Origin of the sequence: Tunicatimonas pelagia (assembly GCF_030506325.1) — a bacterium.
GTDB classification, from domain to species: domain Bacteria; phylum Bacteroidota; class Bacteroidia; order Cytophagales; family Cyclobacteriaceae; genus Tunicatimonas; species Tunicatimonas pelagia.
In genome coordinates, this window is sequence record NZ_CP120683.1 from 3,287,841 (window position 1) to 3,312,364 (window position 24,524).

The 24,524-nt window shown below is 43.0% G+C and carries 23 protein-coding genes and 2 tRNA genes; 10 read left to right on the forward strand and 15 right to left on the reverse strand.

Features of this window, described 5'->3' with window-relative positions:
• Positions 1-14: 14 nt before the first annotated feature.
• The 8 genes from P0M28_RS14045 to purK form a co-directional block, all read right to left on the reverse strand.
• Positions 15-1,484, reverse strand: a complete 1,470-nt coding sequence (locus P0M28_RS14045; RefSeq protein WP_302210536.1) for a hypothetical protein — start codon at positions 1,482-1,484, stop codon at positions 15-17.
• Positions 1,485-1,573: 89 nt separating this feature from the next.
• Entirely contained in the window at positions 1,574-1,804 is a 231-nt protein-coding gene (locus P0M28_RS14050) for a hypothetical protein (RefSeq protein WP_302210537.1), read from the reverse strand.
• Positions 1,797-2,411, reverse strand: a complete 615-nt coding sequence (locus P0M28_RS14055) for a hypothetical protein (protein WP_302210538.1) — start codon at positions 2,409-2,411, stop codon at positions 1,797-1,799. Before P0M28_RS14055 ends, P0M28_RS14050 begins: the two co-directional genes overlap by 8 nt.
• Before the next feature lie 160 nt (positions 2,412-2,571).
• A complete protein-coding gene (locus P0M28_RS14060) occupies positions 2,572-2,979 on the reverse strand; it encodes a hypothetical protein (protein ID WP_302210539.1) in 408 nt (135 codons plus the stop codon).
• A 462-nt stretch (positions 2,980-3,441) separates the two neighbouring features.
• The gene (locus P0M28_RS14065) at positions 3,442-3,861 is read right to left on the reverse strand and encodes a DUF3995 domain-containing protein (protein ID WP_302210540.1); all 420 of its coding nucleotides are present in this window, start codon (positions 3,859-3,861) and stop codon (positions 3,442-3,444) included.
• Between the two features lie 85 nt (positions 3,862-3,946).
• Positions 3,947-5,302: a hypothetical protein gene (locus tag P0M28_RS14070; RefSeq protein WP_302210541.1), complete on the reverse strand. Its 1,356-nt coding sequence runs from the start codon at positions 5,300-5,302 to the stop codon at positions 3,947-3,949.
• A gap of 137 nt (positions 5,303-5,439) precedes the next feature.
• Positions 5,440-5,967, reverse strand: coding sequence for a 5-(carboxyamino)imidazole ribonucleotide mutase (gene purE, locus P0M28_RS14075; protein ID WP_302210542.1), 528 nt, complete (start codon positions 5,965-5,967; stop codon positions 5,440-5,442).
• A complete protein-coding gene (purK, locus tag P0M28_RS14080) occupies positions 5,964-7,103 on the reverse strand; it encodes a 5-(carboxyamino)imidazole ribonucleotide synthase (protein ID WP_302210543.1) in 1,140 nt (379 codons plus the stop codon). Before purK ends, purE begins: the two co-directional genes overlap by 4 nt.
• 40 nt (positions 7,104-7,143) lie before the next feature.
• Here purK and P0M28_RS14085 point away from each other — a divergent pair, with 40 nt between their 5' ends.
• Both P0M28_RS14085 and P0M28_RS14090 read left to right on the forward strand, forming a co-directional pair.
• Positions 7,144-7,704 carry an outer membrane beta-barrel protein gene (locus P0M28_RS14085; RefSeq protein WP_302210544.1) on the forward strand — a complete coding sequence of 187 codons (561 nt, stop codon included), beginning with the start codon at positions 7,144-7,146 and terminating at the stop codon, positions 7,702-7,704.
• 118 nt (positions 7,705-7,822) lie between these two features.
• Positions 7,823-9,259, forward strand: coding sequence for a sulfatase (locus tag P0M28_RS14090; RefSeq protein WP_302210546.1), 1,437 nt, complete (start codon positions 7,823-7,825; stop codon positions 9,257-9,259).
• A gap of 147 nt (positions 9,260-9,406) precedes the next feature.
• Here the strand turns inward: P0M28_RS14090 and P0M28_RS14095 are convergent, their stop codons facing one another.
• Positions 9,407-9,874 carry a DUF4126 family protein gene (locus tag P0M28_RS14095; RefSeq protein ID WP_302210548.1) on the reverse strand — a complete coding sequence of 156 codons (468 nt, stop codon included), beginning with the start codon at positions 9,872-9,874 and terminating at the stop codon, positions 9,407-9,409.
• Positions 9,875-10,010: 136 nt separating this feature from the next.
• Between P0M28_RS14095 and P0M28_RS14100 the strand changes: the two genes are divergently transcribed.
• Positions 10,011-10,493: a DinB family protein gene (locus P0M28_RS14100; protein WP_302210549.1), complete on the forward strand. Its 483-nt coding sequence runs from the start codon at positions 10,011-10,013 to the stop codon at positions 10,491-10,493.
• 110 nt (positions 10,494-10,603) lie between these two features.
• Here P0M28_RS14100 and P0M28_RS14105 read toward each other — a convergent pair whose 3' ends face one another.
• Entirely contained in the window at positions 10,604-11,260 is a 657-nt protein-coding gene (locus tag P0M28_RS14105) for an NUDIX hydrolase (protein ID WP_302210550.1), read from the reverse strand.
• 59 nt (positions 11,261-11,319) lie between these two features.
• Here P0M28_RS14105 and P0M28_RS14110 point away from each other — a divergent pair, with 59 nt between their 5' ends.
• From P0M28_RS14110 to P0M28_RS14120, 3 genes are all read left to right on the forward strand, one after another.
• On the forward strand, positions 11,320-12,261 hold the full coding sequence (locus P0M28_RS14110) for a nucleoside hydrolase (RefSeq protein WP_302210551.1): 942 nt from the start codon (positions 11,320-11,322) through the stop codon (positions 12,259-12,261).
• A 69-nt stretch (positions 12,262-12,330) separates the two neighbouring features.
• A complete protein-coding gene (locus P0M28_RS14115; RefSeq protein ID WP_302210552.1) occupies positions 12,331-12,525 on the forward strand; it encodes a hypothetical protein in 195 nt (64 codons plus the stop codon).
• Between the two features lie 51 nt (positions 12,526-12,576).
• Positions 12,577-12,798, forward strand: a complete 222-nt coding sequence (locus P0M28_RS14120) for a hypothetical protein (RefSeq protein WP_302210553.1) — start codon at positions 12,577-12,579, stop codon at positions 12,796-12,798.
• Between the two features lie 488 nt (positions 12,799-13,286).
• Here the strand turns inward: P0M28_RS14120 and P0M28_RS14125 are convergent.
• Together P0M28_RS14125 and P0M28_RS14130 are read right to left on the reverse strand one after the other, a co-directional pair.
• Positions 13,287-13,370: transfer RNA gene (locus P0M28_RS14125), tRNA-Leu, on the reverse strand.
• Positions 13,371-13,413: 43 nt separating this feature from the next.
• Complete coding sequence (locus P0M28_RS14130) at positions 13,414-15,219, reverse strand: MutS-related protein (RefSeq protein WP_302210554.1); 1,806 nt, start codon at positions 15,217-15,219, stop codon at positions 13,414-13,416.
• A 179-nt stretch (positions 15,220-15,398) separates the two neighbouring features.
• Here P0M28_RS14130 and lysA point away from each other — a divergent pair, with 179 nt between their 5' ends.
• The 4 genes from lysA (at position 15,399) to P0M28_RS14150 (ending at position 18,888) form a co-directional block, all read left to right on the forward strand.
• A complete protein-coding gene (lysA, locus tag P0M28_RS14135) occupies positions 15,399-16,652 on the forward strand; it encodes a diaminopimelate decarboxylase (RefSeq protein ID WP_302210555.1) in 1,254 nt (417 codons plus the stop codon).
• Positions 16,649-17,659, forward strand: a complete 1,011-nt coding sequence (locus tag P0M28_RS14140) for a DUF3316 domain-containing protein (RefSeq protein ID WP_302210557.1) — start codon at positions 16,649-16,651, stop codon at positions 17,657-17,659. The genes lysA and P0M28_RS14140 overlap by 4 nt, the downstream gene beginning before the upstream one ends.
• Before the next feature lies 1 nt (position 17,660).
• Complete coding sequence (locus tag P0M28_RS14145; RefSeq protein WP_302210558.1) at positions 17,661-18,734, forward strand: S41 family peptidase; 1,074 nt, start codon at positions 17,661-17,663, stop codon at positions 18,732-18,734.
• Positions 18,735-18,813: 79 nt separating this feature from the next.
• Positions 18,814-18,888 (forward strand) — tRNA-Val (locus P0M28_RS14150).
• A gap of 41 nt (positions 18,889-18,929) precedes the next feature.
• On the opposite strand, the gene P0M28_RS14155 is transcribed toward P0M28_RS14150, so the two are convergent.
• The 3 genes from P0M28_RS14155 to P0M28_RS14165 all read right to left on the reverse strand — a co-directional run bounded on the left by P0M28_RS14155 (position 18,930) and on the right by P0M28_RS14165 (position 24,414).
• On the reverse strand, positions 18,930-19,487 hold the full coding sequence (locus P0M28_RS14155) for a Crp/Fnr family transcriptional regulator (RefSeq protein WP_302210559.1): 558 nt from the start codon (positions 19,485-19,487) through the stop codon (positions 18,930-18,932).
• Positions 19,488-20,114: 627 nt separating this feature from the next.
• Entirely contained in the window at positions 20,115-21,950 is a 1,836-nt protein-coding gene (locus P0M28_RS14160) for a tetratricopeptide repeat protein (protein ID WP_302210560.1), read from the reverse strand.
• Between the two features lie 394 nt (positions 21,951-22,344).
• On the reverse strand, positions 22,345-24,414 hold the full coding sequence (locus P0M28_RS14165) for an Ig-like domain-containing domain (protein ID WP_302210561.1): 2,070 nt from the start codon (positions 24,412-24,414) through the stop codon (positions 22,345-22,347).
• Positions 24,415-24,524 lie beyond the last annotated feature (110 nt).

A 24,524-nucleotide genomic window follows, 5' to 3' on the forward strand; every position in this document is an offset into this window, starting at 1 on the left:
ACACTCATTCTCGATTAGAAATCAAACTTACGGTTTACCAACGCATTGGTAGCTTTGTAGAAGATACGCATAAACTTCTGTTCTACGGGGAGGCTACCCACGTTTCGTTCAGCTCGGTTTAGTTCCTCATCGTACAACACATAATTGTCCCGGGCAAACGGACTCCAGTGGCGCTGAGGTTCAATACCACGCACCGTGTCAAACAGACCTGACGATGTTTTTTCACTTAGCGAAAAGGGGGCAAATGCTCGTTTATTCTGGCGTAATTCCTTCAACCAAGTGCCAAACTGTTCGTTGAACGGACTGAGGTGATTTTGATAAAACGAGCCGTGCGTAAAGGCTTTGTTAACAGCAGGCTTTTTACGATTAGTCCAGGGCTGCTTGCCCAAGGTTTGGCTCAGCTTATCGCGCAAGTACAGATAAAAGTACCAGTACTGCGTAAGCGGAGTTTTGATCTGCGCCTGGGTTTCGTCACCCAGTTGAGTGAAGCTAACCAATTCTTCATCGCGCTTGATACCGAACTCCTTATAAATCGGTTGTACGGCTCGTCCGTTTTCCGACCCTAAAGCCGCATCCGGCATATTCATAAAGTCAACCACCGAAAGAGCCGCTGCTACTTCCATAAAGTGGGCATCATTGCGCTGACCGTGTTCGCCCGGGTCGTTCGGATAGTCTTTAGTACGATCATCGCCCAGATAGTAGAGCGCGTTCACCGAATTGTTACCACTCACATTGGTTTCGTAGTAGGCTAGAGCAGCTTTAGACTTAGAAATAAACGTTGCTTTATCAATTTTACTGGCCGGATCGGGAGCTACCCCGAAGTAAGGTAGCAGTGTAACCGCTCCCACCTTGGCATTACGAATCCACTCATGATTCGGCAGAGGAGGTTGAGCATTACGAATATTTTTCAGGATGGTAGGAAAGCCCGCTGCCCCGGTACCGCCAAAAATAGAACTAATGATAAAAATCCGGTCGTTCTGCGAGAAGTTGGATGCGAAGTTGACGAACTCGCCGGAGTCTTTAAACTGATTGAGCACTACGCTCCCAATATTGGGATTTCCCACGAAACCGATGTCCATTTCGGTCGCCAGATTTTTCTCTGAAAACAATAAGCTCACCAACGACTTATTTTTCTTATTCAGGCTGCCGAAGTTGATATAATCCTTGAACTGCTCGTTCTGCACGTTTTTCAGCTTAAAAGAGAACGTGCTACCAATACTCTGACTTCCGGTGAGTCTTTGCAAGGTGCTGATATTGGTTTGGAAAAACCCTTCGTGACCTGGATCACGCTTATCGCGTACTGCTTGGTAATCTTCCAGCAGATTTAGCGTCCGCTTTAAGTCCTGATTGCTCTGGTGCGGGTCGACAATGATCGGAATCACTTCGGTAGCGTTCATCTTCACGCCTGAAGCCAACAGCATGGTGAGCGATTTGATTACGCGAACGCCAGTACCACCAATACCAAAAATAAAAAGTCGTGCCATAGGTTATAAGTTGATAATTGATAGTGAACAATGGAAAGTCTATGCTAAGGTATGCCTGTGGCTAATCCTGACTATCCATTTAAATCCTATTAATCCTGGTTTAAGTTTTCTATTTCTCGAGTACTTAGCCCGGTATATTGTGCAATTTTTTCGATAGGTTCGCTCGCCTGCTTCATTGTTTTGGCTAAAGTGATCATTGCTGACTTTTTCCCTTCTTTTAATCCTTCTTCAAGCCCCTCTTTTCGGGCAGTATCCATTACATTTTTAAAGTCGCGATACGACTTTAAGCTATCCTGACTTGCCTCAATTTTATCAGCCATCGATTATTTTCTGTAATTGATCCAGCAGCAATTTATCTACTATTGAGATAGTTGTGTGATCTACAAAAGAATGTTTGAGTAGTATCGTCCTATCCTGCTCATCGCTAAATTCTCCGTCGTTATTTGTATCTTCCCGCACTGTGATTATCAGTTCTTTCTCTGGGGATAAAAACTCATGGCTTATGTACCGGAACCCTAGCATATCAACTTCGTAAAGCTCGTCATTAGCCAATGAGTAGTAAAACAACTGTGTATTATCGTCGTACGAAAGTTTACCATCCTGATTAGTATCCTTTGTCCAGCCCATTAGTATTAAGACAGCCGTACTATCGTAAGCGATAGTTTGGTACTGAAATATATTAATTCTACGGTCAAATATTGGCTTCAAACTTCCCGAAGGGTAATGGTAAACCAAAATATTATTAAAGTTACCTCCTATATTTCCCGCATAACTCTCAACTGAATGCAGGTATTGCCTTTCAGCTGCAACCTCAGGTTCTTCTAAGCTAAGTTGAGTCACTGGAATAAAGTAATACGATTTTGCTGTATCCAACCACTGAATTCCTTCTAAAGAAACTAGCTGTTTTCTAAGACCTTGTTTTGCCAACTCACTTGCTTTATCATTAGGCAATAAAGTATTGTCATCATAGTTTTCGTATCCCTAAAGCTCTTTGATGATATTATAGAGAGCATATCCGAATACAATAACTCCCATCGTGATAAATACAGCGAGGGCAATGCGATTATATTTTCGAATAAAGCTCATATTACTGAGGAATAGGAGTCGTCGAGCTATTAGTGCTCCACCAGCGAATGCCGAACGAAAACAGTAAGCAAAATGCTAGTGCCCATAGAAAATTCACCAAACTAAAGGTGTAGTACTCTGAGCTGTAAGGATCTTCTTCGTAAAGTACGCTGATTTCGTTATAGCTGATGAAGTAGGCTACCGCAAAGTTAATTGCTCCAATAATTAACACGTAGATCAGCCAGTGAAACCAGCGGTTGAAACGGGGGTGATTGATGATGTAGTAATAGATTGCTACTAACCCTAGTGCCGTTAGTAGCAGCGTCCAACCGATGGGAATATACAACTGCTCATTGTACACGTCGTCGGAAAAATTTTCGAGATAAAAGGCTCCCCAGCCTTCGTAAAGAGGAGCAAAAAAATCGTTCATACACCTGATTATTATTGATTAGAAGTTAGGTATTAGTCTTTAGATACGCTACGCAAGGTTTAAATAATTAACGATACTGAAGCATATAACACTAGTTCTTTATCGTCAGTACAGGCCAGTCTACTGCGGGATGTCTACAGCGTATTGTATCTTTTCAAGTTATTCATTATATTCATAGAATAACCTTGAAAACCCTAAACATGCGAGTTAAATTGTCACTTCCCGTTTCTACTCTATTAGCAACTGCCGTTTTCGTCTTCAGCTTAATAATCATGCTCGGATTATCGTTATCCATTGATCATAGTAAATTTGCAATAAGCCTCGGTGTTCCCACCCTCGGGATATATCTAGTTATATCACTTATAGCCGCCATTCTTGCTTTCAAATTCTCGCAAAGAAAATAGTCAAAGTTTTACTCTCATTTCTCTAGGCCGAACAGGGCCAAAATTTTTACAGACTGGTCTACATCAGCTGAATAATAACCCCCACTGTTCCAATCATCAGACACAAGGGAGAGTAGAACTGAGTATCCCGCTTTCCGAATTCGGTTTGTCTGATTTTTTTAAATAGACCCACGTACTTAAAATCCCCAATAGCCCGCACGATAAAGATCGCTGGGATAAGCCAACCTCCGTATTTAAGTATCCATTCGGGAATACCCACCTCAACCATCTCCGTTCGGAGCAAGTAGAATAATGAAAAGACGGTTAATCCCAAGCCAATAACGATACAATCAACTGCTCTCGGATTTAGTACTTTCTCTCCGTGCTCATTGGTAGGCAATATGCTACTAAAACCCCATTGGTTACCCAACGCCCAGCTAAAATGCAAGAAGGCAAGAGCCGCGAAAATGAGACACAAGATTACCGACAGTATGTTCATATTATACCGAGGCTAATTGAAATATTTTTCCTATTTGGTTTTGGGACTTTAATTAGATCAACTCCCAATCCCTAAAACCCAAAACCTACTTTTTAACTGAAACCTCAACCGTAAAATAAGCCTTCTGATTGTCAAATACCTGCTCATAAGCCTCTTCTATCCCTTCTACCAGGTATTGTAATCCGAAAGTTTGGGTTTGCTGGGTTCTGCTTCGCTGAATACCGGTGTCATCCGTAGAACTAGTATTTAAAACCCAAGCGGGCGTTTGTTTTACTAAAGAGATCGTTAGATCGGGATAATTGGTTTGCTCGGTGCTGACGACCAATACGTGGCTGGCTTTTCCTTCTATCAAAGACTGATCACGAGGATGAATCCGGGCTACTTCACTGATGCTGACGATAGAGTCTAGCTGATAGCCTTCTACCAAGTAATTGCTAAGGCTTGTTACGTAACTTTCCTCAGCCGGAATGGAGGCTAAGTCTATAGCTACGGCGAAGCTTAGTTTCTTGCTATCACCTCTTCGTCCCATTTCTACTTTCTCGATACCTCGCACGTAGTCGGCTGAGGAATAATCCCGGTCGGTACGGAACGAGGCCGTTGTTATCGTATTACTGAGGACGGTATAAAAGGGCGCATTCCCTTCCCGACTGGTCGATAAAAAATAACTAGTTTGATAACCATCTAATGCCGAAAACCGGACTTTACGCTGGAGCGACTGAAGGGCTTCTTCCGGCCCCATCAGCCAGATATAGTAGGGGCGAATAGTATTGCTGAGTGAAATCGGGCGGTCATTTTTATCGTAGTAGCTCCCGCTAAATTCAGACTGCAATTTGATAATTAAGGTACCGAATGGCGATTGTCCCAGTTGCTGCCGAAAGGTGTTGTACAGACTAATTTTTTGATTGTTGAGTAAATCTTCAGTATTACCACCTTTTACCGAAAAAATAAAGTCCGATACCAGCACACTCACTTCACCTTGACTCGCCTGATTAGCCACTTTTTGCAAAATCTCATTGAGATCGCTATTGCCCCGATTGCCCCCTCGTTGCTGAAACTCCTGAGGTTCCAGATCACTAATAAATTGGGAAACATCTTGCTGATAAGGAATCGATTGGGAGTTGATGTAGTACAGTTGCAGCGTATCGGCCCAATAGCCTACATCCACTAGCATCCGGTAGATAGCATCCTCAAACTGAGTATTCCCCCGCACGTAGCCATCCATGCTCCCCGAATTTTCCAGATAAACCGAAGCAGCATACGTACTTTTAGGTGCCTCTTCTACAGCAGCTTTTTGAGCCGGAGCCGATTCTTTTTTCTGGGGTTGAGAGGTGCCTTGTCGTTCTCGGTCGTAGGAGCAGGAAGTAATACCAACTGCTAATATCAATGTAAGCCAGTAGGTCAAATGGGGCTTAAAGGTATTTCGGATAGCTCTGTAAATCACATTCTGGCACAAACTAACCTCGCCCAGCAATTGTAGGAACCTGCTTAACTTATTTTTTTTCTCAGAAAAGTGTGATGGAATAGCGGTATTCAATCGTAGATTAGGTATAAGTGATGAACGACTGCTCTACGGAAAAATTACGTACCAAAGCCGATTTTGTTCCCTCGGTAACCGTAGCTCTCTACTTGCTCGGCTGATTCTTCTACTTTTTCTTTCATCTCTTTTTTGTAGGCATCCAGCTTTTTGGCAATTGCTTTATCAGTGGCTCCCAGAATTTGGGCGGCTAGAATCCCCGCGTTTTTGGCTCCGTCTAGCGCAACCGTCGCTACGGGCACTCCACCCGGCATCTGCAAAATGGAAAGCACCGAGTCCCAACCGTCAATGGAGTTGCTAGATTTGATGGGTACTCCAATCACGGGAAGCGTGGTTAGCGATGCCACCATGCCAGGTAGATGGGCTGCTCCACCGGCTCCCGCTATAATCACTTTAATACCTCGCTTACGGGCACCTTCGGCGTACTGAACCATTCGGTGGGGTGTACGGTGAGCCGAGACGATACTTACTTCGTGAGGGATTTCTTGGTCTTCCAGAAATTTGATGGCTTCTTGCATTACGGGCAGGTCAGATTTGCTGCCCATAATGATACCAATTTGGGGTTTGCTCATGCTCTTACTTTTAAATGTTCTTTAACAAATTGCGTTTTCTCTTTCAATTGATCTAGATTCTGATCTAAAATGGTGACGTGTCCCATCTTTCGGAAGGGTTTGGTCAGTTTTTTTCCGTACAGATGCACATTGATACCTTCTACTGCCAACACTTTATCCAAACCCTGATACTGGGCTTCTCCGGTGTAGCCATCTTCGCCCAACAAATTCACCATAGCAGCTGGAATAAGCGTATCAGTAGATCCCAGAGGTAAATCTAAGATAGATCGCAAGTGCTGAGCGTACTGAGAGATAGCATTGCCTTCAATAGTATGGTGACCACTGTTGTGCGGGCGAGGCGCCACTTCATTCACCAGAATTTCCCCATCTCGGGTCAGGAATAATTCTACTGCTAACAGTCCGGTCATATTCAGTTTTTCAATAACCTGCTTCGCCAAATCGGTGGCTTTCTGAGCAATCTCAGAGCTAATATTAGCCGGGGCAAAAAGATATTCTACCAGATTATGCTCAGGATGAAACACCATCTCGGTTACCGGAAACGCTTTGATCTCGCCCGATGAATTACGCGCTACAATTACTGCTAACTCTTTCTCAAAATTAATCAGCTTTTCTAACAACCCCGGCTGATCAAACCCCTTAGAAATATCTTCGGGAGATTGGATTTTCTGCACGCCTCGGCCATCATACCCAGCTCGCCCCAGTTTTTGCACGGCAGGCAGCATATCCTGATATTTTTCTAAGTCAGCTTGCTGTTCGGTGAGCACGAAGGGTGCCGTGGGAATGCCGTGTTGCTGATAAAACTGCTTTTGTTCCCGCTTATCCTGAATGAGTGCGATTACGTTAGGCTCAGGGTAGACTTTTTTTCCTTCTTCCTGTAGCTTTCGTAGTGCCTCGGTACTCACATTCTCTATCTCTATCGTTACTACATCGCAGTTTTGGGCGAATTTGTAAACGGTATCGGCATCCGTAAGTGAACCCTGGGTAAACTGAGTAGCAATATCCCGACAGGGAGCGTTAGCATCGGGGTCGAGTACGTGTACATCAATATTCAGATCAATCGCCGCCTGAATCAGCATCCGGCCCAGTTGCCCCCCGCCAACAACGCCTAAGGTTAGGTTTTTATAAATTGTGCTCATTGCGCTTTTATTTCTTCAAAATTACGGGTTTCTTTCGGTTATGCGATACGTCGGATTATTTCTCTGTGCGCTTTCTTTTTCATCTATCGTTTACGCCCAAAGTTTTCAGGCGTATGCCGAGTTAGGAATTAATGCTTCGCAAATTGATGGTGACGATCTATTTGGTTACAACCAGCCGGGACTACGGATTGGGGCACACGTAGCTTTACCCCTGGATAGCAGTTGGCTGGTTCGGGGTGGCATGGTGTTTAGTGGCAAAGGGAGTCGGCATGGGGAGCGCGATCTGATCTTTCAGATTATCCGGCTCAGCTATCTGGAGCTTCCCCTGGTAGCGCAGTACGCCTTACTAGAGCAAGTATCACTTACCGCTGGATTTACTGTAAATTATCTGATTGGGGCACAGCAAGACCTTGGCGGTGGTTTTGAAAGTTCTCGCGAAAATTATCGCAATATTGATGTTTGTTACACCGCCGGAGTTGTGTATAAACCCTTTGACAATGCCTCCTTCTCTATCAGTATTATCAATGGATTGGCTAGTGCCAGTTCACTAGAGTTCTTTCGTAACCGCAGTCTGGCGTTTTCGCTGTTTTATCATTTGTGAGGGGAAGGCATTAGCGTTCCATTGTGGTGCTCAGATGCCTAAACTTGATTAGTTTTCATGAATACGTGAACACCTGAGCACATTCTTCTTTTCAATTATAATTCGTAATTTATCCTCTATGAATTACTTCCTTTGCTTCAGCTTCTTGGTAGTCACTTCGCTGTTTTCAATACCTATCCGAGAAAAACCAACTCAGGCTCAAAATGCCCCCGACAAACCAAATGTCTTATTTATCGCGGTAGACGATCTGCGCCCTGAATTAGGCTGTTACGGAAAAACGGCGGTGATTTCGCCCAATATTGACCGCCTGGCTTCGCAGGGTACATTATTTAACCGGGCGTATTGTCAAATTCCGGTATGCGGGGCTTCCCGGGCGAGTCTACTTACGGGTTTACGTCCGAATCGAAATCGGTTTTTGAATTACAAGACTTGGGCGGATAAAGATGCTCCCGAAGCAGTAACCTTGCCGCAGCACTTTAAAAATAATGGTTACTATACTGTTTCTAACGGAAAGATTTTTCACTACCAGGACGATAAGCTAGAAAGCTGGAGCGAGTTACCGTGGCGAGCTCGTGACCCTAGCAATGACTGGCGCAACTATGTGACTGAAGCGGCTCAACAGATTGCGATTGATCACGGTAACGGAAAAGGCCCAGCCTTTGAGCAAGCTGATGTACCCGATACAGCTTATTTCGACGGAAAAATTGCGGCTAAAACGATTGCTGACTTAAAACGCCTAAAGGAACAAGATCAGCCATTTTTCTTAGCTGTCGGCTTTCTAAAACCGCATTTGCCCTTCAATGCACCGTCCCGATACTGGGATTTGTACAATCCGCAAAATCTCCCTGAAGCTTCTAATCCATTTCCACCGGAAAGCGCCCCGGACGCTGCAATCCATAACTTTGGTGAACTAAGGAACTACGCAGGAATTCCTCCTGAAGGCGCGCTAAACGAAAGTATGGCAAAGCTAATGGTTCACGGTTACCACGCCTGCATTAGCTATACCGATGCCCAGATTGGCAAATTACTGGATACCTTAGAAGAGTTAGATTTGGCTGATAATACGATTGTGGTGCTGTGGGGCGACCATGGTTGGAACCTGGAGGAACACGGGCTGTGGTGCAAACACTGCAACTTTGAAACTTCTCTTCGCGCTCCGCTACTTATTAAAGCTCCCGGTTTACCCGCCGGGCAGCGCACCGAAGCCCTCACCGAATTTGTCGATATTTACCCTACACTCTGTGAATTATCTAACTTAGCCCAACCGCAGCAACTAGAAGGTACCAGTTTGGTTCCACTACTTTCTCAGCCTAATACATCCGGTAAAGAATATGTATTCAGCAAGTATCACGAAGGCTTTACCGTGAAAAATGACCGCTACCGCTATACCGAGTGGAGCAAAGACGATGGTGAAGTATACGCCCGAATGCTGTACGACCATCAGCAGGATTCGTTAGAGAATGTAAATATTGTAGATCTGCCAGAAAATAAGGAGATCGTAAAGGGGTTACAGCAACAACTTCGTAAAATGTATCAGGAAGATTTCATGAAATGAAATTGGGATTGCGACTTTTACCTGGTTCAATGGATCTATTGTTCTATTGTTAAATCACTGGTTGGTTACTAGCTTACAATGATAGTCATCAATCATTACTCATCAGTCATTACTCATCAGTCATTATTCATTATTAACTGTTCGCTGTTAAATCCTCCTTTTGCCTAGTTTGATAGCTGCTACGTCTTCCAGACCAGCCCAAAGCATATCGGGCAGTTTTGTTTCCTGCGATAGCTTCTTGCGTAAATAGTGAAAAGTATAAGCCGAGGCCAACGCGCTTGATGCTCCTACGCTTCCTCCCAACCAGCGATTTTCGCGCGAAAGTACGGCTAACGTAGTTCCTACCAAAGCTCCCGATAGTCCTCGCCCTATCAGTCCGGTAGGGTCAGTTCGGCTAGGGGTCATCGGTAGCTTATCGCCAATCAGCTCTCCGGCAGCCAACACTTTTAAAATATTCGCCGTTGAACCGGACTGCATAAAACGTAAGTTTGTTCGGCGCAATCGCTTAGGCCGTCTATTCTTAAGACTGCCACTAAGTAAAGCCGGAGCCAGCATTGTACGCATTCCGGCCACAATTCCCAGTGCTACAATCTGATTTAATACGCGAGTGTTCATAGGTTACCGTTGTTAAAAAAATACACTTGTTTGAACTATAACCCGAAAGATACCAAATGTTTTAAAGTACGTATGAATAAGTCCGGGTAAATCGTACTTTACTATCCAACAGCTATTTATACTTGTTTTCATAATTATGGATTTATCATCAAGCGTTCAGCTACGGCAGCAGCTCGTAAAACATTTAGAAGGCGGAGAGGCATTTGTCCCCCTGGATACTATCGTTCATAATATTCCTTTTGATAAGCTCGGAATGGTTCCGGACGGTTTACCGTATTCTTTGTGGCAACAGTTCTATCATTTGCGCTACACGCAACTCGATATTCTAGAGTTCTGCCGTAACCCTACCTACGCTTCGGTGAAATGGCCGGACAACTACTGGCCGAGTGAAACAAAGCCGGAAGATTGGCAGCAATGGAACCGCATTGTCAACGCCTATTTCTCAGAGAGAAGCGAACTAGCTGAATTAACTACTAATCCTAAAAATAACTTAATGAAACCCCTCTCGCATGGTGAGGGACAGATGCTGCTACGAGAAGTTTTGCTGGTTATTGAACATACTGCCTACCATACCGGGCAGATACTGATCATCCTTCGTCTGTTGGGTGAGTATGAATAACAATGAACCGTTGACAGTGGATAATGTACAATGACTGATAACAATCGAGTCATCAAGTAATTTTACCTTCTAACAACAACCCGCTATTGGCAAAAAATCAGGCGATTATGTTAGTATATGCTACTACTTTCCTGATACTTTTCCGGGTTGAATCGGTACAGATGCCCCGGTCGGTGCGAAACGTTCTTTTCAAGTTCATCGAGTCGCTCAATGTAAGGTAGTTTCAGGATTTTCTTTCGGAAGTTGCGGTTATCTATTTTGATATTGTACAGTGCTTCGTAGAATCTTTGCAATTGATTTAAGGGAAATTTGGTTGGTAATAAATGATAAGCAATAGGTTCTAGCTTTACCAATTCCTTAATTTTCTCAGAGGCAAAAGCTACTTTTTCGCTGTGATCAAATGGTAATGGTGGAACTTCTTTGAAAGGAAACCACCTTGAAGTTTGTTGCTGACCTGATTCTGTAAGCTCTTCAAATTTGATGAATGAATAATAGGCTACTGAAGCAATTCTATTGTCCTGAGTGATATCGGTCAAGCTGTACGCTTTTAGTTGCCGCAGATAAACATTCGCCATTCCTGTTTCTCGCTGAAGAATGGATGAGGCAGTTTCTTCAAAGCCTTCAGTCTTTTTTATAAACCCACCGGGCAAAGCCCACTCTCCCTTCTGAGGCATATTGACCCTTTTGGTGAGCAAAATTTTTAGCTCATTGAGCTGGCTATCATACCCTATAATCACACAATCTATCGCTATTTTGAAATACATCATTTTGTTTACGTATTTTTTACGCTAACTTAGCGTTATATTTACGCTTACATATTTTAAAGATGAGAACTAAACCTGTTATTATGGATCACGACGGCTCGGCCGACGATTTCCTTTCTTTGATTTTACTGCTACTGATGAGGCACGTTGATCTGCTTGGAGTTAGCATAACTCCCGCTGACTGTTACCTCGAGAATGCATTAGAAACTACCCTAAAGCTACTTACGAAAGCCAAAAGAACCAATATTGAGATTGGAATTGGGCATGTTCACGGCATCAACGCCTTTCCGGCTGATTGGCGAGCCCGTCCAAAAGTTTTAAATGCTCTTCCCGACTTAATTGGTATTGATACTAACTCAAGCCCATTAGATTTCCGAACTAGTCAGGAAATGATCATTGAAAAACTGCTAACTGCTCAAGAAGCGGTCACCGTACTAATGACCGGGCCGTGTTCTAACTTAGCCCACGCTATTGAGCGAGAACCGAAAATACTGAACCACATCGCTGAAGTTATCTGGATGAGTGGAGCCTTTGACGTGCCCGGTAATGTATTGACCTATAATCACGATGGCACTGCCGAGTGGAATGTATTTTGGGATCCTATCTCCGCTAAATCATTACTAACACATCAAATACCCATTATTTTTATACCACTTGACGTAACCAACCACGTACCCGTAACCATTGATTTTTTAAAGAAACTGGCGAATCAATCGTCTGATTCCTGGGCAAATTTAGCCGGACAATTTTGGGCCACTACCCTAGATACCATTCCCGCTTACGAGTACACCTATTTTATGTGGGATGTGCTGGCGACCAGCTTTCTAAGTATTCCTGAAGCCTTTACGCTGGAGGAAGTAGAAGTTGATGTAGTAACTCAAGGTGCGTCGGCAGGAAGAACGTACCGAAAAGCGAATTCTGGCTATCACGCTAAAGTCGCTACCGATGTTAACAAAAAGTTATTTTACGACTACCTGTTGGAGGTACTTTCTACTGCATGTTGATACACTTAGCTTTTTCTACCGCTCTTCATTATTGGAGCAATTGTTTGCTCACTAGCTTACCACTTCTCTTTGTCTCAGGTCATTATCGTTATCAAAAATGACCATAACCCAGCTGAAGTAAAGCAGCAGGCGGCGTACTACGCCCACGCCTTAGGCATTGATGCGAACGTATATATTCTGATTAGCTTTAGCCACCGAGTACCCCGAAATTTGGGAGGCTTCACCCGCTATCGGGATTCTCGACCTGAGGGAGGCGGACACTAAATACACATTACACTCAGCCGAAAGGCCGGACGTTCCTCTCAAATACATACGTTGGCACATGAGATGGTACACGCTCAACAACTTATTGAGGGACGCTTGGTACAGTGTGACCTAGCTCACTACCGTTGGAAAGATCAGGCTTGTGAAAAAGTAGCTAATATAGCTTACCTTGATCGCCCCTGGGAAAAAGAAGCGATGGAGACCGGAGCAGCACTATACAACGCTTACCGGAGTAAATTTTTAGCCCTATCTCCTGTTCAGCTTCCGGAATAAATTCAAATGTTATTTTTCAAGCAGTCTAATCAATGCCTCTTTGGTATCCTGGTAACTCCCGTATCTGCTTTTCAATGATTTCCAACTTTTTACTTAAACGCGGCATTTTTGTCTATGCACTGACCAGGACTAGCATCTCTTTGATCTAGAAGCTCTTTGCACTCTTTCAACGTAGTTGAGTGGATGTTACCCTTCGGAATTTTGCAGCTAACCAGTACTGTTTTGTTTCTAGTGCCTAAAACCAGACGGATCGGATTTTTCCTTCTTTGCAGTTATCTAGGCGGAATAATTGCAACTCGAGCATTGCACGATGTCAATCATATAGGTATTGCACTGACTATTCTATTATGGATAGGAATGTATTTTGAAGACAAAAAACTATTCAGCTTGGAAAATAATAAATCTGCCCAAATTTGAGAACTCAGAACGCCTGATAACACTATCGTGGCTGATGATTTGGCAATACATTGTTAAGAATAAGAACAGAGTGCTGAGGGCGGGAGTCGAACCCGCACGAGTGTTACCTCACACGCACCTGAAACGTGCGCGTCTACCAATTCCGCCACCCCAGCATGAATTCAAAATTAGGGATTTCCTCTAGGATGCACAAAAGATTTAGTTGCCAATCGCTATTCCCATCTTTTCCATCAGTTTGCTGGCGTTGAAGCTTTGACAAACTCCATCGTGTAGCTTATAATCAAAAATAATTTCATCACCCGCAATGGTGCTGGTAAAGTTATAATTCCGCAGATTGGGTAGTTCGTCGGCCAATTTTCCTAGTTCCAGGTCATGCGTTGAGACGAAACCAGAAGATACTAATTTTCCCAGCTGCTTAATCAGCGAGGCGGCTCCGTGGTGACGGTCGTGGGAGTTGGTTCCTTTCAGAATTTCATCCAGCATAAACAGCACGGGTAATTGGGGGGCTTCCAGCATGGTGAGTAACTGCCGCAACCGTTGCAATTCGGCGTAAAACGAAGACACATTTTCTTCCAGCGAATCTTGGGTACGCATACTGCTGAAGACCTGCATCACCGCTACTTCAAATTGCTGGGCGCAGACCGGAGCTCCGGTTAATGCCAGCACCATATTCGTTCCTACTGTTCGCAAAAAAGTACTTTTTCCCGACATGTTTGATCCGGTGATGATATTGATTGTGCCCCGCCCCTGCATAGCAAAATCGTTGCTGACTCGCTGCTGAGGGGGAATAAGGCAGTGCCCCATCGCTTCGGTACGAATATAGTGTCGCTCACCCGAAATGGCGGGAAACGTGAAGTCAGGCTGGGCGTAGGCAAAGCTGGCAATGCTATCCAAAGCTTCCACTTCACCCATGCTGTTGAGCCAGGCTTCAACATGATCTTTCGTTTGGGCTTTCCAGCGGTCAGCTCGTAGTAGCCAGTGCACATCCAACAGAAAGATAACATTTAAAATATGGTACATCATGTTACCTCGCGCATCGAAATTTGATAAGATATAGCTTAGCTCCTTTATCGAGGCCGAAGCCGATTTACCATCGCCCTTTAATTCATTCTGCAATGATTGTAGCTTTTCCGATTGAAAAGACTGTTGCTCTACGCCTTCCATCATATATCGATAGGCCTGTAGCGTAGTCACACTTTTATTAGTCTGCTGATGGACTTTCTCCGCTGCTTTAGCCGTGGTGCCAACGATGGCCATATTCACTAAAATGACAATCATTGGTATGTACCACTGTACCGTGGGCAGAACAAAAGCAGCCACAATTAAAAGAACTGCCAATGCACTGAAGGCGTACTGTACTATCTGATAAACCTTTTGGTTACTGACCGCCGGTGGAGAAGAAGCCCAAGCCAACAATTGTTGAATATCTTCTTGGGTAGTGTCTACCTGTCGTCCGTGCGCTTGCTGAGCCTGTCGCCAGTCTAGTTGGTCTTTTAGCTCCGCTACGGCTGCCTGCCGAGCCTCAATTTCTGGTTTAGCTGCCGGTTGCCTCAGCCAATCCGCTAGAAAGTCTTTTCCCTTCCGGGTAGCACTGCGGTTAATAAGTTGGAACAAAGAATGTTCACCGAAAACATCTAAGTCACCGGAGTAGGGGTGGCGGGCATCTTGGTAGGTCTCGCCCGAATCAAATGAATGAAGCTGGTAATTTAGTCGGTGCAGTTCCTCTTGATTGATAGTAGATAACCGCTCGCTATGTTCGTATTTTTGCTTAATACGTTGATGCCAGCGAATAATCAACACAAACCCAACGACTGATACTACTAATGCAATGATAAACAAATCGGTAAGGCGAGCATTAGCCAAATAGACAATGCTGATAATGGCTACCACAAAGAATACGATTCTCAGTATAGAAACCTGGTTGTATTTTTTCTGTAGTATCTGAGCTTGCTGCTGAAATTCAGAAAGGCGACTTTGAAATATTTCTTCTACTGACTTCTTCATGATAATGATTAATGAGTAACGAATGATGATTAGTGAATAGTGGCAGTAATAATGGATTTTCTGATACCCATTAGTCATTACTCACTATTCATTAGTCATTATAATTAGTGGTAAGTTTCTAAAATCCATCCGCTATTCCCAAATCTTATTGTATCTTCACGGTTCTGAATAATTGATTTATGTCTTTTTCTAGCTCCACCACCGAAGCCATTCCTACTACTTTCTCTCCGCAGGGAGTAGACCTTACGCAGGTTTGCCAGCAGTTTGGTACTCCACTTTACCTATACGATGCGGATGTTATTATCCGGCAGATTAATACGCTCAAAAACGCTTTTACCTACTCTAAAGTAAAGTTCAAATACGCTGCCAAGGCACTGACCAACATCTCAGTACTAAAATTAATTCGCCAGCAAGGTATTGATCTGGATGTAGTTTCTATTCAGGAAGCCCACATTGGTTTGAAAGCGGGTTTTTCAGCCCAGCAAATTATGTACACTCCTAGCGGAGTGCCCTTTTCCGAAATTGATGAGGCGATTGCGCTGGGAGTGCAGATGAACGTAGATAGCTTACCGTTGCTACGCTATATCGGTGAACGTTACGGCAATACGGTTTCCTGCTGCCTTCGGCTAAACCCAGACATCCGAGCGGGTGGCCACGCCAAAATTTCGGTAGGGCATAACGAATCTAAGTTCGGTATTGCGCTATCGCAGCTAGATTTAGTAGTAGATGTGGTTAAGCAGTACGGCATCACGATCAACGGACTGCACATTCACACCGGTTCTGATATTAAAGACCCCGAGGTATTTGCTCAGGGTGCCCAACGATTGTACGCGGCTGCCCAGCATTTTCCTGATTTGCAGTTTATTGATTTCGGTAGCGGCTTTAAAGTAGCTTATAAAGAAGGTGATGTGGCTACTGACATTCCTCAGTTGGCTCGCCTAATGGAAGACTCGTTTCAGGAGTTTTGCCAGCAGTACGGAAGGGAACTAGAAATGTGGTTTGAACCGGGAAAGCTCATCGTTAGCGACTCCGGTTATTTGCTGGCTGAGGTCACGGTAGTCAAAGAAAACCCAGGGATTAACTTTGTCCACCTAGATACGGGACTAAATCATCTCATCCGCCCCATGATGTACGAAGCATACCATGAAATTGTGAATGTGACTAATCCTGATGGAGATTTACAACCCTACCATGTAGTGGGTTACATTTGCGAAACTGATACTATCGCGGAAAACCGAATGCTACCACAAGTGCGACAGGGTGATATTGTGGCTATCAAAAATGCGGGTGCTTACGGTTTTAGTATGGCATCCAACTACAACGCCCGTCTACGACCTGCCGAAGTACTTATTCATCAAGGTGAAGCTAAGCTAATTCGCCAGCGGGAAACGATGGATGATATTCTACAGAATCAAATAGAAATATCGTTATGAACAGTTGTTCATTTTTAACGTTTTCTCTCAGCGATACACGAAAGAAAAGCCAGCGAGGGAAATCTCCTTCACTCGTTCCGCGGTGGCTCTTTTTAAAAAACGGAGAAAACAAAACTGTATTCTCTTCCTTTGGGATAAAAGCATCGAGCAATTTTGAGAACGGAAGCAATTTCCCCTTAGAAAAAGGGGGTAAGGGAGATTTAAGGAAATTATCTTACTACTGTTTATTAGTAACCTTTCTTGCTTTATCGTTCACCCCAACCCAAGCCCAAGAAAAATTTCGTTCGTTCAATATTGGATTTGGTTATACCTTACCGAAATTTCTCGACGAAAGCTTTTCGGTACAGCGCTACCAAGGTCACGCAGCTTCGGTGGTGGGTGGTTTTCACTTCCGTAAAGATAGTAGCACACTTGAGCATATCGATTTACGGTTCGATTACGGGCAAATGTCCGCCTTTGCTTTTGAATTTGCTGATGTCAACTCCTTTCGCTTTGAGGGAAATTATAGTTATAAAAAGCGTATCAGTAACATTTGGGAAGACCGTCTTCAGTGGTTTGTGGGAGGTTCAGTCAATGGCCTTTATACGCTGTGGCAATTCACTAATTTTAGTAACAACTCATTCAATACCAGTCTGTACGTATCGCTTAGCCCCGCTACTTCACTAGCGTATCCCTTCAAACTCTGGAATCGACAATTTCGGGCATCATATTCGGCGTATTTGCCATTGTTAACTTTTGCGGTGCGTCCTTCTTACGGCACCACGCGCTTACCGGGCTTTCTGGATGATGAGCGGGACGAGCCTGTCGCCCAATTTTTTGAGAGCGGTTCGCTAACCAGCTTAAACAAGTTTTTTCGCTACAGCAACACCTGGTCTTTAGAGTACTTCCTATCGAATCGAAACCGCCTGCGCTTGAGCTATGAGTGGAATTATGTGCGCTACAGTGAACCTCGGCTGGTGCAATCGGCTTCGCATAATATAGTTATTGGAACCATGTTTAATTTTTAGCATGATGAAGTTAGTAAATGGATTTCTGGTTGCGGTAATCGGCCTGCTGGCCTTTGCGTCTTGCGAAGAAGTTTTTATTCGGGAAGAGTACGACGATAATGCGGTGGATGTCTTTAACGCTATGTGGACGACGGTAGACGAAAATTACTCTTTCTTTAACTTTAAAGGAATTGACTGGGATGCAGTGTACGAGGCTAATCGCCCCCGGGTGGAAAACGGAATGCGCCGCGATTCGCTGTTTAATGTACTGGCCGATATGCTGTTTGTGCTGCGCGACGGACACGTTAATCTACAAGCGGGCTTCGACCTATCCCGCAATTGGGATTGGTACCTGGATTTTCCCCAAAATTTTGATTTCACCGTAATTGAGCGCAATTATCTGGCTGATGACTACGAAATTACTGGACCATTTCTGCACCGAGCTATTGACTCAGTTGGTTATATTTACTACGAAAGTTTTGAAGATGATTTTAGTGAATCGGTTGTTGACTATTTGGTAACGCTATACGCTAGCCGAGTAACCGGTAATGATGATACACTTATCTTTAAAGGACTAATTATTGACGTGCGAGACAACGGCGGCGGTAGCCTTGATAATGTTAATACCTTAGCTAGCCGATTTGCTGATGAACGCCGACACGTGCAAAATTGGCAGTACAAAGATGGACCAGGACATAACGACTTTACCGACCCAATAAAGAAATACATTGAGCCTGAAGGAGCGTTCCAATACAATGGCCCAGTAGTAGTACTAACCAATCGGTCGTGTTATAGTGCTACCAACTTCTTCGCGCAGATTATGAAAAACTTTCCCAATGTAACTGTAATGGGGGATAGTACCGGAGGAGGGGGCGGACTACCCATCAATCGGGAGTTGCCCAACGGTTGGGTCTATCGTTTTTCGTCAACGGTAACTACCACGGTAGCCGGAGAAAACATTGAAGATGGAGTAGCCCCCGACATTCGGGTAGATATTACCGATGAAGATCGCGAAGCTGGTCGGGATACTATTTTAGAAGAAGCCCTTACAGAAGTTGATCGAATTTATAATGAACTATTCAATAGAGGAGCATAGAAATCAAAATATGAGACAAGAGATATGAAATCTGAAAAATACTTTCTTACCTTCATATTTCACATCTCATATTTTATTTGGGTCGTTAGCTCAGTTGGTTTAGAGCGCTGCCTTGACAGGGCAGAGGTCACTGGTTCGAATCCAGTACGACTCACTCCCTTCATGTTACTCTAGTATTTTCCTACTTCGCTACAGTCAACCTTTTATCTTTCTTATTCTACTAAGTGTTTCTTGACTAATACCTAAGAAAGTAGCAATATGACCTAAGTTTACTCGATTGACAATATCCGGATATTCATCTGTAAGTCTTTGGTATCTCTCATGTGCGGTATGAAACATCAACCCCTCAATCCGTTCGGCCAATTCAAAATAAATTACTTGGGTTAATTGCCTGGCTGACTTTTCATGATGAGGATTTTCAGATAGGAATTTTTCATACTGGTTGATATTGATCCTACTAACTTTTGCATCTTCAAGAACCTCTATATTGTATTTACTAGGCTTCCTAGTAACTAAGCTATCAATGGCTGATATGATCCCAAAGTCTACCACAAAATGTGAAGTGATGTCTAATCCATCTTTGTAATAGAAAGATCTACCTACGCCCTTATGAAAGATAAATAGGTCAAAGCATGTATAACCGCTCCTGTGCAGAAGTTGCCCTTTTTTATAGCACGCTGGCTGAATGAAGTATCTTGCCCCTTGCGCAAAATTCTCTAAATAGCTTTTTAAAGCTGCTGATTTCGGAGCCATATTTTGAAGCCTCTATTTGAAAAATATTTTCCTTTTTTGATTAATGTCAAAGCAAATAACTATCACTTAGGCTTTCTTAGATGAAAAAATGAAATCACTCATCCATAGAATCAGTATCAATAATATTTTTCTTATTGACTCAATTGGTGCATTATATACTTCCTTTGTCCTACTATTTTTCCTGATCGTTATTCCTGATTTAATTGGTATTTCTACCAGCATTTTGTCACTGCTAGCTTTAATTGCTCTTGTTTTTGGAGTATTTTCTATGATTTCACAACGGGTCGGTAACTCGCAAAAACTACAACTGTTAAGGATAATAATACTTGGAAACATAACTTACGTTCTGCTAACCACCTACATCTTAGTCTCCCACTTTAGCGTGATTCACTGGATTGGGAAAATTCATTTCACTCTAGAAGTTCTGACGATAGTAACACTTATCGTGATAGAGATTCGTATTGTCCAGAAAAGAATTTAATGAAAGTAAACTATCGTTCAATTCACTTTTACTACTTTTTAACTAATAGTTTTTGTAACCAGTAATAAGCGAGTAAACACACTATGCTTATCCTTTAGCAAATGGTAGACACAAAACAGTAGCACAAATATTACTTAAACTATCGTTCAATTTATATTAAAATCTCCTCGTAGATTGCGGAAGCGTTTGCGAACATCGGCTACGTAAATACTACCGGGATACTCTCGCATAAATTGGGTGTAGAGTTCCATTGCCTTTTCGGTATCTTTTAGCTGTTCTTCGTAGATGCGTCCCGTCATGAAAAGCGCATCATCACCCAAAATATCGTAATTATACGATTCTGTTATTTTTTCTAACCGACTTAGTGACTGATCAAAGTTCCCCAGCTGCAGCTGCACCTTGGCTACTAACCAATGTATTTCATCTTCCAACGGATGGCTTTGGTAGGTACTTAGCATACTATCTAACTTAGCTAGAGCTTCTTGCTGCCTATTTTGAAACAAAAGCAACTCCGCATCGGCGTAGGCTTGCATCGCAGCACCAGACGTATCTAACGCTGTATTATTTTGAATGAGCAGGCTCAGCGACATAGCATCGTTGGCAATTTCGCGAGTAGTCGCTTCCTTTAGCACGTTCAAATGATCTTGCGCTAGTTGGAAGTCGCCTTTGTAGTACGACAGTTTGGCGTTACGTAATTTGGCTTCGTAGCCAACCGGTTCTTCTTTGTGCGCCTTTTCTACTTGAGCGTACAACAGCGTAGATTCCCACGATTGATTCATAAGCACGTAGATGTCACCCATATCCAGCTTGCTTTGTGCCTTAATTTCCCGACTTGCCTTCGGGTTACTAGTTACTTCCTGAAGAATGGTAATTGCCCGGTCTTTTTCGTTCATGTAAAAAGCGTAGAGCAATGCCTGACTTCGCATCGCTTCTAGCGTAGCGGCACTTGGCCCAATGGGTGAGCCTTTACTCTCATCAATAAAATTTTGATAATCTTGAATGAGTTTAATAATTTCCTCCTGCTGCACCGGAAATTGGTTTTTTACCAACTCTTCTCGAGCTTTAATCTTGTACCGCCGGGCCGAAACGTAGTTAGATGTGCGCGGATGACGCTCAATTACGTAATCGTACATTTTGAGCGCATTGTCATAATCTTGGTTTTCCAGCGCGATCTGAGCTACGTTCATTACTTCGTCGCCATCGGTACGCTGCCGACGATCTACCGCTCGGGCTTGCATAAACGCCCCGTAAAAGTTTTTCTGTTGTAAATTGATCCAGATGAGCAGTTCGCTATACAACGGGTTATCAGCATCCTTCTGAATGCGATCTAGCAGCAAATTAGCCATGCTGTCCAAATCTTCATCTTCGGTCAGAATACTTTGCAACACATTTTTGACGTAGCTAACGCGAGACGGATCCTCATTAGCATAGCTAAGGTATTCTAGTACCATCTGATCCACTTTATTCAGTCGGCGGTATACATTGGCTAATTCCAGAGCGTAAAGGCTAGGGTCGCCACTGGTTTGCCTTCCTGCCATATAAATGCTCACCGCTCGCTCTATTAACTCATGTTTAATGAGATGGCCCGCCACAATACGCACTTGGTAAGTGTCTGTTTTGGCTTTTTCAAATACTTGCGTAAAGTACTTTTCGGCTTCAGCATCTTCACCTTGCCGTAAGTGTACAATGCCCGCATCTAACTGGTACAAAATATTGGTAGGGTAGTGGCGCAAAGCTTTGGTAAGATATTTTTCCGCTTCGGTTAGATAGCCATTGTTTATTAGCAGCCGAAAGTAACGGTCGTGGATGATAGGAATGTTTTTCTTTTTCCCGACCAATTCATCGTAGAGCGTTTTTGCTTTTTCAATTTCGCCTTTATCATCGTATTGCTGCGCTAACTCTATTTGCTGCGTATTTTGCCCATAGGCAAGCATGTTAGCGTTTGTTAGTAAAATAATAACCCAGATTATCGTACGGATCATAGTTTGTGGTTTGACAGCGGATAACTTTTGAACTAACATACTACATTATTAATTAATTATTTTTCTTCGAAATTATTATTAATTATTACGCTGTGGATTTGTGAATAACTCCCGTCAAATAAGCCAATTATTGAGCTTTGTGAATAACTCCGATAATTATCTACAAATTACTAACACACTTATCCACAATTAATCAGTTGACTTACAAACACTTATACGTAAATTATTCATTTGTTAACTAATATGTGGATAACTATATGGATAATATTAAAAGTGCATAACACTGTGTATAACTTACGTTGAGGAGTGAATAACCCCCCGAAATGGTGAAATTATTTGAGAGTAGTGAATAACAAGCTGTTTATTAACAAGTTATTGTTAGCTTTTCCACAGGTTATTCACTCGATAATGTGGATAACTCCCCAATGATAATGTTGAGATCGCTACGTTCCCAGTTAGCCCGTAGATCAATAATCTCTTCTTCGGTGTAGAAGTAAACTGGTTCGGGTTCTTCCTGAGAAAGAATGCTACCGGCTTCCCATTCTCCGTCTTCATCGGCATCTACCAAAATTCGGATTTGGTATTTGCCGGGTGGTACCAGCTTGAATGAGAATTTTTGGGCATCTCTAATTTCTCGGATTAACTCAAACTGTTGGTTGAGTAGTTGCACAGTGTAGCGGGGGTATTCGGTGGTTACCGTGCCACTAATGGCTCCGTAATCTTCAGGATTTTTGAATGAGAATTTTTGGATGATTTGTTCACTGCTGTCGTTTTCTACACTCATAAAACTTCCTCCGCTCGCGTAAAAATTGAAGGAGCGTAAATCGGTAGTAACTTCTTCTCGGTCGTAAGTTTTGGGTAAAAACTGTTGGTTAATCTGGGTGGTGTCTACATAACTTGTAAGTAAGGCGAGTTTAGCCTCTTCTTCCTCTAGCGATTTAATGCTATCGAGAACAGCTCGATCTGGATTTGCTTTCTTAGCTATTACAAATTGCTGTAGCCAACCGAGGCGGTTTTCTCCAGAAGCATCAGTTTCATTTTTCAGACTGTCTAAATAAACGGTTTGTTGGCGGACTCTATCTTTGTAAGATGAACTATCGTTCAATTTTAGGTAATAAATTACGCTATCCACAATCTGCGACTGATCTACGGGTACATCTAGTCCAACCTGATCGGAATGTTCGCTCCACTGGAGCGCTTGGCTATAATCGATGGGTAGATAAAATAGTGTATCGTAGCTCAATAAGATACTATCAGTATTTATTTGGGCAACGGGTTTAGAAAATACGAAAGTACCTGAGATAGTATCTGTAACTTCGTTGTCACCTGATATAAACTGAGTAGTGAAATCAGCAATCTTTCGGCGACTTTCAGTAAACTTCAAATAAAGCAGAGTATCGGGCAGTAATTGTTGAGCGGAGTCAGTAGCTGAAATAGTAATGGCTAAACTATCTTGCTTTAACGTATTGTAAATACGAACGACTTTTTGCTCATCTTGAAAATTGCTAAACAGCACAATGCTAGTATCAGATAGATTGAATGCAACTGAATCTTTTAGAAAATCCAGCGTAGCCTGGCCAACCCGCTCGGCTGCTGAAAGCGAATAACTGTCTAGTGACTTATTGAATTTTATCTCAAAGTATTTTCCATTAACCCGAGCACTTTGCAACCGAATGGGGCGAATGTCTTGCCGTTGAATAACTAGGTCTCTGATTTTATTTAATGCGTAAACCGAGTCAGTAATAGTTATTGAATCGGCCTGAACCAACTTATTAATGTCGGTTCCTAAGTACACCGGTTCAGATTTAAAACCGAAGGGTTCGTTATTTGAGTCAATTTTCAGGTTGCCATTTTCATCAACGTAGGCGTATATATTGTATAAGCCTTCCCGAATGTAGCGGATAGTATAGTCACCGCCTGTATCGGTTTTCGCTAAATACATGGGTGGGCCAGTGAAAGCATCTAACGTATCGTTCACATCATAAAGCGCAACCACCACATCCTCAACAGGCTGTTGGGTCATCAAAGCTCGAACGTTACCGCTTACCTGAAAGGAGTCAATTTCGGGCCCAGTACTAAACGCAACGATCAGATTTTCGGCAGGATTTTTTTCCGAAGCGTCTTTAATTCCCTCTCGGAAGTTAAAAGTATAGGTAGTGCTATCCCTCAGTTCTTCCTCAATTTCTAAAAAGAGCGTTCGTTTGCTTACGTAAAAACTATAATCCTCTATTGGTGGGGTGATAATAAGCTCTTGCTTTAGTTCGCGGCCTTCTATGTACTCGTCAAATTCTAGCTCAATCTTATCTTCATCGAAATTAACGGTTTCTAACTCAGGGTACATTCTGACTAATTTGGGTGGGATAGAATCTTTTGGTCCACCAGTGGGAGTTCCTTGTCGGGCACACGATCCAACCATGATTAGCAAAACCCAAAGTGCGAGTAACCAACTGTATTGTTTTATCATGTTTTTAGTAGTTCGGTATTTATTACTAAACGCCTATTTGGAAGCTTTCTTTTGATTATTTATATACAGCACCGTAGAAATTGCTAGTATATTTCGATAAGAACCGCGTT

Excerpts from the sequence above, each read along its gene's own strand:
- P0M28_RS14060 (WP_302210539.1), bottom strand. The coding sequence starts at position 2,979 with ATGAACGATTTTTTTGCTCCTCTTTACGAAGGCTGGGGAGCCTTTTAT.
- lysA (WP_302210555.1), top strand. The coding sequence starts at position 15,399 with ATGTCTTTTTCTAGCTCCACCACCGAAGCCATTCCTACTACTTTCTCT.
- P0M28_RS14165 (WP_302210561.1), bottom strand. The coding sequence starts at position 24,414 with ATGATAAAACAATACAGTTGGTTACTCGCACTTTGGGTTTTGCTAATC.
- P0M28_RS14145 (WP_302210558.1), top strand. The coding sequence starts at position 17,661 with ATGATGAAGTTAGTAAATGGATTTCTGGTTGCGGTAATCGGCCTGCTG.
- P0M28_RS14110 (WP_302210551.1), top strand. The coding sequence starts at position 11,320 with ATGAGAACTAAACCTGTTATTATGGATCACGACGGCTCGGCCGACGAT.
- P0M28_RS14090 (WP_302210546.1), top strand. The coding sequence starts at position 7,823 with ATGAATTACTTCCTTTGCTTCAGCTTCTTGGTAGTCACTTCGCTGTTT.
- P0M28_RS14105 (WP_302210550.1), bottom strand. The coding sequence starts at position 11,260 with ATGATGTATTTCAAAATAGCGATAGATTGTGTGATTATAGGGTATGAT.
- P0M28_RS14085 (WP_302210544.1), top strand. The coding sequence starts at position 7,144 with ATGCGATACGTCGGATTATTTCTCTGTGCGCTTTCTTTTTCATCTATC.
- P0M28_RS14065 (WP_302210540.1), bottom strand. The coding sequence starts at position 3,861 with ATGAACATACTGTCGGTAATCTTGTGTCTCATTTTCGCGGCTCTTGCC.
- P0M28_RS14160 (WP_302210560.1), bottom strand. The coding sequence starts at position 21,950 with ATGATCCGTACGATAATCTGGGTTATTATTTTACTAACAAACGCTAAC.
- P0M28_RS14140 (WP_302210557.1), top strand. The coding sequence starts at position 16,649 with ATGAACAGTTGTTCATTTTTAACGTTTTCTCTCAGCGATACACGAAAG.
- P0M28_RS14095 (WP_302210548.1), bottom strand. The coding sequence starts at position 9,874 with ATGAACACTCGCGTATTAAATCAGATTGTAGCACTGGGAATTGTGGCC.
- purK (WP_302210543.1), bottom strand. The coding sequence starts at position 7,103 with ATGAGCACAATTTATAAAAACCTAACCTTAGGCGTTGTTGGCGGGGGG.
- P0M28_RS14155 (WP_302210559.1), bottom strand. The coding sequence starts at position 19,487 with ATGGCTCCGAAATCAGCAGCTTTAAAAAGCTATTTAGAGAATTTTGCG.
- P0M28_RS14045 (WP_302210536.1), bottom strand. The coding sequence starts at position 1,484 with ATGGCACGACTTTTTATTTTTGGTATTGGTGGTACTGGCGTTCGCGTA.
- P0M28_RS14050 (WP_302210537.1), bottom strand. The coding sequence starts at position 1,804 with ATGGCTGATAAAATTGAGGCAAGTCAGGATAGCTTAAAGTCGTATCGC.
- P0M28_RS14130 (WP_302210554.1), bottom strand. The coding sequence starts at position 15,219 with ATGAAGAAGTCAGTAGAAGAAATATTTCAAAGTCGCCTTTCTGAATTT.
- purE (WP_302210542.1), bottom strand. The coding sequence starts at position 5,967 with ATGAGCAAACCCCAAATTGGTATCATTATGGGCAGCAAATCTGACCTG.
- P0M28_RS14100 (WP_302210549.1), top strand. The coding sequence starts at position 10,011 with ATGGATTTATCATCAAGCGTTCAGCTACGGCAGCAGCTCGTAAAACAT.